This is a genomic window from Burkholderia cepacia ATCC 25416, assembly GCF_001411495.1.
In the GTDB taxonomy this organism is placed as follows: Bacteria; Pseudomonadota; Gammaproteobacteria; order Burkholderiales; family Burkholderiaceae; genus Burkholderia; species Burkholderia cepacia.
In genome coordinates this window covers 317,188-330,771 of sequence record NZ_CP012983.1, presented here as the reverse complement: position 1 = coordinate 330,771, position 13,584 = coordinate 317,188, and the positions used below count along the sequence as shown (strand labels likewise).

Annotated in this window: 9 protein-coding genes; all 9 read right to left on the bottom strand. The window is 68.6% G+C overall.

Going from position 1 to position 13,584, the window contains the following annotated elements; genetic code table 11:
- Window positions 1-16 precede the first annotated feature (16 nt).
- The 9 genes from APZ15_RS33810 to APZ15_RS33770 all read right to left on the bottom strand — a co-directional run bounded on the left by APZ15_RS33810 (window position 17) and on the right by APZ15_RS33770 (window position 13,570).
- Window positions 17-2,896 (bottom strand): glycoside hydrolase family 2 protein, encoded by a 2,880-nt coding sequence (locus APZ15_RS33810; RefSeq protein WP_027792110.1) that lies wholly within the window; start codon window positions 2,894-2,896, stop codon window positions 17-19.
- A 76-nt stretch (window positions 2,897-2,972) separates the two neighbouring features.
- Complete coding sequence (locus tag APZ15_RS33805) at window positions 2,973-5,657, bottom strand: GH92 family glycosyl hydrolase (RefSeq protein ID WP_027792111.1); 2,685 nt, start codon at window positions 5,655-5,657, stop codon at window positions 2,973-2,975.
- A 412-nt stretch (window positions 5,658-6,069) separates the two neighbouring features.
- Entirely contained in the window at window positions 6,070-7,257 is a 1,188-nt protein-coding gene (locus APZ15_RS33800) for a beta-propeller fold lactonase family protein (RefSeq protein WP_027792112.1), read from the bottom strand.
- A gap of 127 nt (window positions 7,258-7,384) precedes the next feature.
- Window positions 7,385-8,887: a M81 family metallopeptidase gene (locus APZ15_RS33795; protein ID WP_027792113.1), complete on the bottom strand. Its 1,503-nt coding sequence runs from the start codon at window positions 8,885-8,887 to the stop codon at window positions 7,385-7,387.
- Window positions 8,884-10,173 carry a Zn-dependent hydrolase gene (locus APZ15_RS33790; RefSeq protein ID WP_027792114.1) on the bottom strand — a complete coding sequence of 430 codons (1,290 nt, stop codon included), beginning with the start codon at window positions 10,171-10,173 and terminating at the stop codon, window positions 8,884-8,886. The genes APZ15_RS33795 and APZ15_RS33790 overlap by 4 nt, the downstream gene beginning before the upstream one ends.
- Window positions 10,174-10,207: 34 nt before the next feature.
- On the bottom strand, window positions 10,208-10,909 hold the full coding sequence (locus tag APZ15_RS33785; RefSeq protein WP_027792115.1) for an ABC transporter ATP-binding protein: 702 nt from the start codon (window positions 10,907-10,909) through the stop codon (window positions 10,208-10,210).
- Window positions 10,906-11,673, bottom strand: a complete 768-nt coding sequence (locus tag APZ15_RS33780; protein WP_027792116.1) for an ABC transporter ATP-binding protein — start codon at window positions 11,671-11,673, stop codon at window positions 10,906-10,908. Before APZ15_RS33780 ends, APZ15_RS33785 begins: the two co-directional genes overlap by 4 nt.
- The gene (locus tag APZ15_RS33775; RefSeq protein WP_027792117.1) at window positions 11,670-12,713 is read right to left on the bottom strand and encodes a branched-chain amino acid ABC transporter permease; all 1,044 of its coding nucleotides are present in this window, start codon (window positions 12,711-12,713) and stop codon (window positions 11,670-11,672) included. The genes APZ15_RS33780 and APZ15_RS33775 overlap by 4 nt, the downstream gene beginning before the upstream one ends.
- The gene (locus APZ15_RS33770; RefSeq protein WP_027792118.1) at window positions 12,710-13,570 is read right to left on the bottom strand and encodes a branched-chain amino acid ABC transporter permease; all 861 of its coding nucleotides are present in this window, start codon (window positions 13,568-13,570) and stop codon (window positions 12,710-12,712) included. Before APZ15_RS33770 ends, APZ15_RS33775 begins: the two co-directional genes overlap by 4 nt.
- Window positions 13,571-13,584 lie beyond the last annotated feature (14 nt).

Here is a 13,584-nt window from a genome sequence, read left to right as displayed (position 1 = left end):
CACGCCCACGCCGCCGTCAGCATGCCCCGAACGTCGGCACCGCCGGATCGACCGCCAGCGCGCACTCGTTGAACACGACCGGCACGCCGCCGAGCCCGAGCCTGCAGTTCGGGCGGTCGAGCCGCCACCCGTCGACGCGCAGCGCGGCGCGCGACACCGGCGCACCGCTCGCATGCGGCAAATCGATCGTGACCTGCCGCTTCGCGCCCGGCATCAGGTTCAGGTAGTTGTCGCTGTAGAACGCGGGCAGCACGCGCGCACCGGTCGACGAATCGAATACCTGCAAGTGCGTCATCAACGCGAACGTCGTGCCGATGTTCGCGACGTCGACCGTGATGCGCGTCGTCGTGTCGTCGGTCTCGGCCGATGCCGCGCCGATGGCAACCGCCGCGCCCGGCATCGTATCGAGCGACGTGTACGCGGTGTCGCCTCCGTCGCGCTGTCGCCAGTACACGTTCTCCGCGAGCGGATTGCCGCCCGCGTCGGTCAGCACGAGCGACACGATGCACACGTCCGACTTCGCCGCGGCCATCGCCGCCTTCAGGTTCGCCACCACGCGATACGAGGCCTTCGCGACGCCGCCGACGTCCGCGACAGTCCGGCTGCTCGACGTGCCGTCGAGGTTGTACACGCGCATCTCGACGCGGCCGGTGACGGCCGCCGCCGTGTGATTCGCGATCGTCACGTCGGCGGTATTCGCATCGAGGATCGCATTGACGCGACGGCACCCGTGCCGCACCGCGAAGAACGACGCATGCGCGTCGAGGTCGTGGCTGTACATCTGCCACACGAAGCTCGGCTGCGCGGGGTTCGTCATCCACATGATCACGCCGGTGGCCGGCGACGTGATCTTCCCGGCCACCGGGCCGATCATCACGGCCGCGTTCGCCTCGTAGATCGAGCGGATGCATTCGTAGTTCATCATCTGCGCCTTGCGCACGAAGTCTGCGAGATTGCGGATCGCGCCGTAGCGCTGCGCCGTCATCGCGATGTAGCCGGCGCCGCCCTGCTTGCCGACCGACGGGTAGTACGCGCCGTTGCCGTTCATGTCGCGGTCGGCCCAGAAGTCGTCCGGGCATTCGTACGAGCCGGGCGGCAGCATCGATTCGACGCATTCGAGCGTCGGGATCGAATGCGAGCCGACCTCGTTGTGAAACGCAATCGACGTCGTGCCGTAGCCGCGGCTGAATGCCGCCTGCGGCGAGGCCCAGTTGTACGGGCCGCCGGACGAATAGCCGTTCACCGCGCCGGTGCCCGTATCGCCGGCCGAACTCGTGAGGCACAGGCGCTGCGGATCGAGTTCGGCGACGAGCGCGTCGAGCCCCTTGACGAGTGCCGGCGGCGGCGCACCTTCGTTGCCGCCGCACCAGAGCAGGATCGACGGACGATGGCGGTTGCGCGCGATCACGTCGCGGATGTTGTCGAGATCGCGCGGCACGTTGGCCGGCCCCGATCCGTCGCCTTCGGTCGAGAAGAAGAAGTCCTGCCAGACGAGGATCCCGTAGCGGTCGCATGCATCGAAGAAATCGTCGCTCGTGCTCTGCCCGTTCCAGTTGCGGATCAGGTTGAGGTTCGCGTCGCGATGGAGCCGCACCTGGTTGAACAGCCGTTCGCGCGGAATGCGCTTCAGCGCTTCGTCGAGCCCCCAGTTGCCGCCCATCACGAGGATCGGCAGGCCGTTGACCGTGATGCTCAACTGCGGCCCCATGCCGATGTCGCGCACGTATTCGATGCGGCGCAGGCCGACCTTCAGCGTGCGCTCGTCCGAGCGCCTGCGCGCCACCTCGATGCCGACCGTCACCGCGTAGAGGTTCGGTTCGCCATACCCGTTCGGCCACCACAGTCTCGGCTGCCTGATCGACAGCGCCGCGATATCCGACGACGTGAGCGACACCTTCGTCGTCGTACTCGATGCGGGAATCGCGATGTCGTGGCGAAACGGCGCGCCGTTGCCGACGGTGCCGACGACGGTCGCGACGAGATCCGCGCCGGAGCCGTTGTCCAGTTCGAGATCGAGCCGCAACTCGGCGTGCGACAGGTCGGTGGACAGCGTGTGCGCGACGTTGATCGCCGCGATCCGCACCGTGCCGGTCGTGAACCATGCCACTGGCTGCCAGATGCCGAGTTCGCGATCGGGGATCGTCGGCAGCCAGTCCCAGCCCGCCGAGCAGAAGAAGGTCGGCCCGTTCTTCAGCGTGACGCCGGTCGGGCCGCCGTTGCGCCCGCCGCGCGTGACGCCGCTCGCGTAGCTCGGCAGCAGCGGCCCTTCCGAGAAATCCGGCTTGACGACGCGCACCGCGAGACCGGCCGCGCCGCCCGCTTGCGGCACCAGCCTCGAGATGTCGAACGTCCCCTGCTTGAACGCGCCTTCCAGCCGGCCGACGGGCGCGCCGTTCAGCCAGACCTCGGCGCAGTAGTTGACGCCGCCGAAGCGCAGCCACAGCCGCTGCCCCGGCTGCCGTGGGGGCGCCGTGAAGGTCGTCCGGTACCAGTAGTCGGTGTCCTTCAGCGTGTCAGGAATGGTGTCCGTGACGATGCGGCCGTAGAACGGGTCGGGATACTTGCCGTTGACGATCATGCTGTTCAGCACGGTGCCGGGCACCGTCGCCGGCGCCATGCCCGGCACGCCGGCCGCGCCCGACAGTTGCGCGCCGCCGGCGCCCGGCAGGCTGCTCGCCGGGGCGAACGTCCAGTTCGTCGTGAGATCCTGCGCGGCCAGCAGGCTGTGTTCGGGGTCGCCCGGCACGACGGGCGTGACCGTCGCGGGGCCGTCGGCGCCGGGCGTGCCGGGCGCGCCGGCGGGCGCATCCATGTCGCCCCCGCAGCCGGCGAGCCAGCTCGTGCCGACCAGTGCGGCGCCATACGACAGGAATTTCCGGCGTTCTTTCGACGTCATGTGGTTGTCTCCCTGATGATGCCGACATCGTCGCGGGCGCGCGCGCGACGCGAAGCCGCGCGCGCGCCGGTCACGTTCACTGCGCGCCGGCCCGGCGCATGCGCATCACCGTCGACGGACTGCCGGCCGTCATCTGCGTATAGTCCGCGTTCGGCCCGGACGGCGGCGTCAGGTTGTCAGCGGCCGCCCATTGCGTCGGCGCCGCCGACAGCGTGTAGCGCATCGTGCCGCCATTGGCGATCTTGCCCAGCGGCAGCCATGAGCCCGCGTAGTCCGCGCCGTTCACCTTCAGCGACTGGATATACGCAAACGACGGGTGCCCCGCACCGTCCATCGCCACCTGCTTGTCGCTTTCGAGCCGCAGCGTCTTGCCGTTGCCGAACCAGACGGTGATCCCGCTGAACTGCGGCGTGGACAGCGCGAGCCCCGCCTCCGACGGAATCACCGGGAACATGCCGAGTGCCGCCCACACGTACCAGCTCGACGTCGCCCCCATGTCGTCGTTGCCCGGCAGCCCGTCGCGCGCGGTCGTGAACGCCTTCGACATGATGATCGGCAGGATGTACTGCGCACCGCTCGGCTGCCCGGCCCAGTTGTAGCCCCACGGCGACTGGAACGACGGTTCGTTGCCGATGTACAGGCCGGTGGACGATTCGCCGCCGTTCAGGTCGCCGGAGGCCGGCACGGTCGAGAACGGCGTCGTGATCGCAAACAGCGTGTTCAGCCGCGCGACGGCCGCCTGCTTGCCGCCGATCGCGTCGATCAGCGCGCTCCAGTCCTGCGCGAAGGTCCAGAAGTAATTCGGCTCGGTCGATTCATGGAACGAACCCTGCACGAGCGTCCCCAGCGTGCCGGGCGCCGAGCCGGCCGGCGGCGCATTGCGCGCGGCGATCACCTTGTTCGTGTAGTCGAAGATGTTGCGCCACCACCCGGCCCGCGTGTACAGCGTGCCGATGTTGTCGGGCGTCACGCCGACCGACGGCGCGTTCAGCACACTGGCGGGCAATGCCTGCAGGAACGCGGCCGCGGAACGGTCGCTCAGCACGCGCTCGATGGTGGCCGAAGACGAGTGACCGTCGTCGCCCTGCGACAGGTAGTGGGCCGTCAGGAAGTTGGCGAGGCCCGCAGCGCTTGCGCGGTCGTTGCATGCGCTCGACGGATCGAACACCGACTGCTTCGTCAGCCGCGCGGCCGACACCAGATCGAAATCGGTCGCGCCGAACTTGTACGCGCCGGCGATCACGTTCAGCGCGTTGTCGCCGGCCATCGGCGTCGAGTCGTCGCTGCCGTCGACCCAGTGCGGGAACGCGCCGCACTGAAGCCCGTCGACCACGAGCGACTGCATCATGTCGCTCGTTTCCTTTGGCGCGAGCAGCGCCAGCAACTGCGTTTGCGACCGGTACGTATCCCACAGCGAGAAGCCCGTGTAGTGGTTGCCCGCGCCGCCCTGCGAGCCGTCGGTGCGCCGGAATGCGTAGTCGCCGACCTTTGCCGTCGCGCGCTGCGGCACAGTGCCGGTCTGGTCGACCGACGCCGGATAGCCGCCGCTCGCGTTCTTCGGCTGGCGCATGCTGCGGAATTCGCCGTTCGTGTCGCTGTAGAGCGTCGGCGTGCCGAACACGCGATAGAGCGCGGTGTAGAACTTCGTCAGGTTCGCCTTCTGCGTCGCGTTCAGCGATGCGGGCGCGGCGGCCTGGTCGATCTGGATCGTGTTGAGCCGGTCGTTCCACAAGCCGGACGCGTTGTTGCGCGCGTCGTCGAACGCGAGCTTTTCGCCTTCGGCTTTCAGGTTGGCCTGCGCATTCTGGATACTGACGGACGAGACCCCGACCTTCACGGTGACGGTGCGGTCGGTGTCGGTCAGGTCGAATTGCAGCGTCGCCGCGCCGTTGCTGACGGTATTCACCGCCGACGTGCCCGCCTGCTTGCGCAGCGGCTTGTCGAAGGTCGCGTAGAAATACACGGGCGCGTTCCACACCGTGCCGTACGGCGTGCAGAACGCCGGCGCGACGGCCTGCCCGCTCATCGACCTGCCGTCGCTCGCGAGCGCCAGCGCGACGTTGCTGGCGGTGACCTTCGTGCTGCCCGAATCGCTGTTGCCGTTCAGCTTCGCGTCGATCGAGAAGAAACCCTTGTCCTTGTCCGTGTACGTGAAGCGCGCGATGCCGGAGCGCGCCGTCGCGCTCAGCTCCGTGACGATGCCGTTCGCGAGGCGGACCTTGTAGTACCCGGGTTCGGCCGTTTCATCCGCATAGCTGTACCCGATTCCGGTCGGCCGGCCGCCCGACGCGATCGCCTTCGCCGCATCGGCCGGCAGCATCGCGACCGTGCCCTGCCCCGGGCACCCGACACCGCTCAGGTGCGTCACGCTGAAGAAGTCGATCGTGCCGCCCGCCCCACCCGTCGACAGGTAGCCGCCCGAGCCGTTGAAGTTGTAGCGCGGCGTATTGGGCCCGAAATTCACCATCCCGAACGGCACCATCGCGCCAGGGCTCACGTTCCCCGCGTAGCCCGAGTCCGAGTTGACCTGCGTGCCGATGAGCGGGTTGACGAACCGGGTCAGCTGCATGTTGGTGCGCCTGGGCGGCGCCGGCTGATCGGGCTGCGGCGGCCGGGAAGGGTCCGAGGACGGCGGCACGGTCGACGGCGTGTCTCCCGCGCCGTTGCTGGCCGTCTGAACGCTGTTCACGTCGTCGCCGCCGCACGCGGCAAGCGCCGCGCAAGTCAGCGTGGCGACGAGCAAGAGTCGTGGATGTCTCATTTTTTCGTTTAGTACCGTTAATCAAAACGATTGTTCCGGCGCCGCGATCATCCGGCACGCCGCGCGGCGTAGCGTCGACTGGCCCTCCAGGCGACGTCACGCCGGCTCGTTACATGCGAATACCCCGCGACGATCGTTGCTGCCGCAACCGTCGCCTCACCGCCCTGTCTCCGGGAACGTCACATCCTTCCCAGGGGCTTACAGTGCCGTAACGACTGTTTATTCACCACGAGAAGTTTCCCGAATTTTCAGTTTGTTTAACTAAACAATCTGGAGTTAAGCAGCTTCGGGTATGCATTCCCGCCATTTGTTGCGTTGCAACGGCGGCGCACCGGGAGGTGCATTGACGGGCGCCCGGCGAACCCGGGCGCCGCATGAACGTGAAGAACGGGACGAACGGATGCCGTGCGCGTCAGCGCGGCAACGTCCGCAGCGACGACGGTCCACCCGTCAGCGCGATCCGCTTGCCCGTATCGCGCAGCTTGCCGCCTTCCACCGCATAGAACGCCAGTTGCCGCTCGACGTTGAACTGCACGATCACGTGCCGGCTGTCCGCGGTGAACACGATGCCTTGCGCGGCTTCGCCGCCGGGCACCTCGCTCACCTTCACGGCCTGCCCGTTGCGGATTTCGAACAGCAGCACCTTGCCGATCTTGTGGCGGCCCGGATTGTCGGCCGTCAGGTTCGAGCCGTCCATCGCCTGCACGGCGATCCACTTCCCGTCCGGCGAAATCGCGACGCCTTCCGGCAGCGACGGCACCGTCAGGTACTGGACCGTGCGGAACGGCACGCGCGACACGTCGATCAGCGCGACCGAATCGGCATCGCCCGCGAGCGTGCCCGTATAACCCGGCAGCCCGGCCAGCCCCACGTTGCTGACGACGGCCCAGCGGTTGTCGCTCGACACGTCGATCGTGTAAGGCGCGACACCCGTGCTCAGGCGCGACCCGCTGTCGGTCACCTTGCCGTCGTCGACGTTCAGCACCGCGATGCCCTGCTCGTCGCGCAGCGACACGAGCGCATGCTTGCCGTCGTGCGTGAAGCTGATCCCGGCCAGCCGCTTCTTGCCGATCTTCAGGCTGCCGTCGAGCGTCACCTGTGTGCCGTCGATGCGAAGGATCGACACGCTGCCGTCGACGTTCGCGACGAGCGCGAGCTTGCCCGAGCGGTCGATCGCGATCCCTTGCGGATGCGTGCCGAGCTCGATGCGCGTGACCGACGGCGGCGCGGCGTCGAGATTCACGACCTGCAGGAACGTGTCGAACACGAGCTGCTTCGCGGCCGTGTCGTAGCGCGTCGGCGCGCCGACAAGCGCGAGCTTCGCGTCGGGCGTGATCGCGACGGCCTGCGGCGGCCCCTGGATGCCGTTCTCGACGTCGACCTGCCGCGCGACCTTCGGCGGGAACGTGCTGGCGTCGAGCAGCGTCAGCGTGTCGGCGGGCGGCGAAGCGAGATAGGTGTCGCGGCCCTCGACGCGCTGGTACTTGCCGTCGTTGCCGGACACGATCCAGTCGGCGGCGTGCGCGGCAACGGCCGTCGTGGCGAGGGTCAGCGCGGCGAGCAGGCGCGCGCTGCGCGGGCGGAAGGAATTCGAATGCATGGCGGTCGGTTCTCCGGATCGGTTGCGGATGCAATGGATGGCTCGACCCTGCTGCTCGACGGGTCGAAACCACCGCATGATGCCCGAAAGCCGCCGAATCCGGCGTCCCGCACCCGGTTCGTTTCGGTCAACCCGTCCGTCGCGCGCCGAACGGCCACTCGCCGACGTCGTCGAGCGGATACACCGGCCGCGCCAGCCGCTCGTAGTGAAACAGCCCGTAGTCCGAGCCCGTCACGCCGCGGCTGTCGCACTCGACCAGCGCGGCCGCGATCGGCACGAACACCGGCCGGCAATACATCCGCGATTTCAGCAGCAGGAAGCGTGCGCGGCGCGGATCGACGCCGACGCTCTCGAACACGCCGAGGTCCCACGGCTCCTGCGTACGCTCGGTGATGACGAGCGTGGCCGCGCCGATATCGAGCACGGCCGTGCGGCCCATGTATGCGCGCTGGCCCGTGTAAGTCGGCCCCGTGATCACGTATTCGCCGTCGGTGAGCGCACGCACGACGCCGGTCGCGCGAAACGGCTCGCGCCGCACGCCGCCGTGCGACGGCAGGCGGTTGCCGACCGGCACCGTCACGGTCGCGCCGACGCCCGCGTCGATCAGCGCGGCGACGGCCTGCGGGTCGCACAGCGGCCCGCTGACGATGCCGTCGAGCCCGTGCGCGAGCGCGGCCTCGAGCAGGTCCATCGTGTCGCACGGGCCGCCCGACATGCAGTTGTCGCCGTGGTCGAGCATCAGCACGGGCCGGTCCGCGCCACGCGCGAGCGCCGCGGCCTGCGCGACCGATTCGGTAAGCGGCGCGCTGCGATAGACGAATTCGTCGCGCGCGTCCCAGATCTGCCGTGCGATGCGCTCGGCGACCGCGTCGGCCCCGGCGCGGTCGCCATCGGCCACCACCACGACGCTGATGCACGGCGCGGGAATGTCCGCGAGCGAGAAACCCGGCAGCACCGATACCGCGAGCATCCCGTCGGCCTCGGCCGCGCGCGCGGCCTCCACCGCGCGCTTCATCGCGCCTTCGGCGCTCGCGCTGCGCAGCGTCGACGTCATCAGCGGCGGCTGCCGCCATGCGAGCACGGGCCGCGCGCGACCGTGAAGCCGGTCGAATAGCAACCGTGCCGCATGCTCGCCGGTCTCGTACATGTCGACGTGCGGATAAGTCTTGAAACTGACGATCACATCCGCGTGATCGACCATCTTCTGCGTGACGTTCGCATGCAGGTCGAGCGCGACCGCGATCGGCGCATCGGGCAGCGCCGCGCGCACACGCGCGAGAAGGTCGCCCTCGCCGTCCGCGCTCTGCTCGGCCACCATCGCACCGTGCAGGTCGAGCATCACCGCGTCGCAGCCGGGCGCGGCCGCGACGATCGCGTCGCAGATCGCCGCATACGCGTCGGCCGCAACCGGCCCGCTCGGGTTCGCGGCCGCCGACACGGGCGTGACGATCCCGGCGCCTTCACGCTCGGCCGCGTCGAGGAACGCGGCCATCGCGGTGCGCATCCCGCGATTCGCGCGATACGCGTCGTCGCCCCAGTCGGGGCCGTTGCGGCCGAACGCGGCGAGCGGCGTCGGCACCGGCGAGAACGTGTTCGTCTCGTGGTTCATCCGGGCGATCAGGATCTTCATCGTGTACTGCCCTTCGCGATCCCGGCCGCGCCCAGCATCGCCTGCAGCAGCACGTTGCAGCCGGCTTCCAGATGCACCGGATCGGCGTCCTCGATCTCGTTGTGGCTGATCCCGTCCTTGCACGGCACGAAGATCATCGCGGTCGGCGCAACGCGCGCGAGATACACAGCGTCGTGGCCCGCGCCGCTGATCACGTTCATCGACGACATCCCGAGCGCGTTCGCGCCGGCGCGAACCTGCTCGACCAGCGTCGCATCGAACGGCTGCGGCGGAAAATACACGACCTGCTCGACGTCGATCCGCATGTCGGCCGCTGCGCCCAGGTCGGCGCACGCCGCGCGCAGTTGCGCATCCATCGCCGTCAGCGTCGCGTCGTCAGCCGCGCGCAGGTCGACGGTCAGCGTCACGCGGCCCGGAATCACGTTGCGCGAATTCGGGTGCACGTCGACCCAGCCGACCGTGCCGCGTCCGTGCGGCGGATGCGCGAGCGCAATGGCGTTCACCGCGCGCACCAGATCGGCCGCGACCAGCAGCGCGTCGCGTCGCAACGCCATCGGCGTCGGGCCCGCGTGCGCCTCCATGCCGTGCACGGTCACGTCGTACCAGCGCTGCCCGAGTGCGCCCTCGACCACGCCGATCGTCGTGTCGTGCGCCTCCAGCACCGGCCCCTGCTCGATATGCGCTTCGAAATACGCGCCGACCGGATGCGCGCCGTGCCCGCCGTCCGCATGGCCCGCATACCCGATCGCGGCAAGTGCGTCGCGCACCGACACGCCGTCGCGATCGCTTTGCGCGAGCGCATGGTCGAGCGTGAACGCGCCCGCGAACACGCCGGAGCCCATCATCACGGGCACGAAGCGCGAGCCTTCCTCGTTGGTCCAGACGGCGACCTCGAGCGGCGCGCGCGTGCGCACGCCCGCGTCGTCGAGCGTGCGCAGCACTTCGAGGCCCGCGAGCACGCCGTAGTTGCCGTCGAACTTGCCGCCGGTCGGCTGCGTGTCGATATGGCTGCCCGTCGTCACGGGCGGCAGGTCGTCGCGTTCGCCGGCCCGCCGCGCGAAGATGTTGCCGATCGCATCGACGCGCACCGTGCAGCCGGTTTCCTTCGCCCACGCGACAAACAGGTCGCGTGCCTCGCGATCGAGTTCGGTGAGCGCGAGGCGGCATACGCCGCCCTTGTCGGTCGCGCCGATCCGCGCGAGACGCATCAGGCTGTCCCACAGCCGCGCGCCGTCGACGCGCAAGCCGGACGCCGCGACGCCCGGTGTCGAATCCTGAACTTGCATCGATGGATTTCCTCGCAATGAAAGAGCGCGACGCTTACGCGACGCCGACGCCCAGGTAACGGTCCTTCACCTCGTGATCGGCCGCGAACGCCGCGTTGCTGCCTTCATAGACGATCACGCCCTGTTCGATCACGAAGTGGCGGTCCGCGAGCTGCGTGCACACTTCGAGGTTCTGTTCGACGAGCAGGATCGCGACGCCGGCCGCCTTGATCTGCTTCAACTGCGCGACGATCTCCTCGACGATCACCGGCGCGAGCCCCTCGACCGGCTCGTCGAGCATCAGCAGCCGCGGGTGGTTCATCAGCGCGCGGCCGATCGCGAGCATCTGCTGCTCGCCGCCCGACAGCTGCGCACCGCCGTTGCGGCGGCGCTCCTTCAGGCGCGGAAAGATCCGGTAGATGTCGTCGAGCTGCCACGGCGAATCCCGGCGCGCGCCGAGCAGCAGGTTTTCCTCGACCGACAGCAGCCGGAAAATCCCGCGATGCTCGGGCACGAAGCACAGCCCGCGCGTGGCGATCCGGTGTGCGGGCTGCCCGGACAGCGAACGGCCCACGAACGTCACCGTGCCACCGGTTGGTGCCACGACACCGGCGATGGTCTTGAGCGTCGTCGACTTGCCCGCACCGTTGCGCCCCAGCAGCGTCACCGTCTCGCCTTCGTTCACGTTCAGCGAAATGCCCTGCAGCACGTGACTCTTGCCGTAGTACGCATGAACCTCCTTCACGTCGAGCATCATGCGCGGCCTCCCGTGATCATGTTGCCGAGATACGCGCTGCGCACGCGCTCGTCGCCGCGAATCGCGTCGGGTTTGCCTTCGACCAGCACGCGGCCCTGCTGCATCACCGTAATCGTGTCCGAGATGTCCATCACGATGCCCATGTTGTGTTCGATCAGCACGACCGTGTAGTCGTCGCGCAGGCCGCGGATCAGCGCCTTCATGTCGTCGAGATCGTCGATCCCCATGCCCGACGTCGGCTCGTCGAGAAAGATCGCGCGCGGTCGCGCCGCCAGCGCCATCCCGACCTCGAGCCGGCGCTGCTGGCCGTGCGACAGCACGCCGGCCGCCGTATCGGCGAAGCGCTGCAGGCCGAGCCGCTCGAGCACGTCGTCGACAATGCCGTCGTGCGCAAGCGCACCGCGCGGCGGCGTCCACGGATTCAGCGCGCGCCGCGATTCGACGCCCTGCGCGGCAACGCGCAGGTTCTCGCGCACGCTCAGGTTCGGAAACAGGCTCGTCACCTGGAACGAGCGCGCGATGCCGCGCCGCACGCGCTTGTGATCGGGTTCGCGCGACACGTCGTGACCGTCGAACAGGATCGAGCCCGACGTGATCGGCAATGTGCCCGTCAGCGTATGGAACAACGTGGTCTTGCCCGCACCGTTCGGCCCGATCACCGAATGCACGGTGCGCGGCATGATCCGCAGATCGACGCCGCCCAGCGCCGTGAACTTGCCGTAGCGCTTGACGATGCCGCGCGCTTCGAGAATCGCTTCGCTCATTGCCGCTCCTCGGTCGTCTGCTCCGTGCGTCCGCCGCGCCGCAGCGACGCCACGACGCGTTCACCCAATCCCCACAACCCGCGCTGCATGAACAGGCTGACCGCGATCAGCACGAGGCCGAGCAGCAGCAGCCAGCGCGGCCACAGCGTCGACAGCCAGTCCGCGAACAGCACGTAGAATGCCGCGCCGAGCACCGACGCGAACAGGTTGCCCGTGCCGCCGATCACCGTCATCACGAGGATCATCTCGCTCGTGTGATAGTCGATGTTCGACAGCGGCGCGATGCCCGTCATCAACGCGTGCAGCGCACCCGCGAAACCCGTGACCGCCCCCGAAAGCACGAACGCCGCAAGCTTGAAGCGCTTCACGTCGTAGCCGGCCGCCGCCGCGCGCGCCTCGTTGTCGCGGATCGCGAGCAGCGTGCGGCCGAACACGGAGCGCGACACGCGCAACAGCAGCCAGAACACCGCGACAAACAGCACCGCGACGAAGCCGTAGTAGCGCCACGGCGAATCGAGTGAAACGAGCGGATGCCCGAACGCGGCGAGCGCGGGACGCGGGATGTCGAGCAGCCCGTTGTCGCCGCCCGTGACGTCCGGCGTCGTGTAGGCGAGAAAGTAGAACAGCTGCCCGAACGCGAGCGTCAGCATCACGAAGTAGGTGCCACGCTGCCGGATCGAGAACCAGCCGACGAGCGCCGCCGCGACGGCTCCGAGCACGGTGGCTGCAGCGAGCGCAGCGGTCACCGATGCGACGCCGTGCGTCAGCACCAGCCCCGCCGCGTAGCTGCCGAGCCCGAAGAAGATGCCCTGCCCGAATGACAACAGCCCCGTATAGCCCAGCAGCAGGTTGCAGCCGAGCGCGGCGAGCGCGAACACCAGCACTTCGGTCGCGAGCGAGCCCGAGCTCAGCGCGACCGGCAGCATGCACACGACGGCCACCGCGAGCCAGCCCTCCGGGCGTTGCAACGCAGAGCGCCATGCAGGCACGCGCTGCGAGACTGCCGCTCCCGACGGCAGCGGTTTCGACGATTCGATCATGCGGCCCTCCCCAGCAACCCGTTCGGACGCAACAGCAGCACGGCCGCCATCGCGACATAGATCATCAGCCGTGCGCCTTCCGGCCACAGCGTGCTCATCAGGCTCTGCACGATACCGACCAGCAACCCGCCCACGAGCGCTCCGAGAAAATTCCCCATCCCGCCGACCACGACCACGACGAACGCGACGCCGAGCGCCTCGATGCCCATGAACGGATCGACGCCGCGAATCGGCGCGGCGAGCACGCCCGCGAGTGCCGCCGTCGCCGCGCCGAGCGCGAACACGAGACTGAACACGCGCGTCACGTTGATGCCGAGCAGCGATACCATCTCCGTCGATTCGCTGCCCGCGCGCACCGTACTGCCGAGCCGCGTGCCTTCGAGCACCCACCACAGCAATGCGGCGAGCACGGCCGTGAACCCGATCACGAACAGCCGGTATTTCGGGTAGACGAAGCCGCCCCAGATCACGACGCCGTTCAGCGCGTCGGGCGGCGGCACGTTGTCGCCGAGCGGGCCCCATGCGAGGATCGCGCACTCCTGCAGCACGAGCGCGAGCCCGACGGTCGCGAGGATGTGGAATTCGTGCTGTTGCGCATACACGTGACGCAGCACGAGCTTCTCGACGATCCACGCGAACGCGCCGACGACGAGCGGCACGACCGCGAGCGCGACCCAGAAATTCGCCGACCATTGCAGCGCCTGGTAGCAGAGATACGCGCCGAGCAGGTAGAACGCGCCGTGAGCGAAATTCACGAAGCGCAGCAGGCCGAACACGATCGACAGGCCGACGGCGAGCAGGAAATACAACATGCCCACGCCGATGCCGTTGACGATCTGCAGCAGATAGACGTTCATGGCTTCCGTGTCAG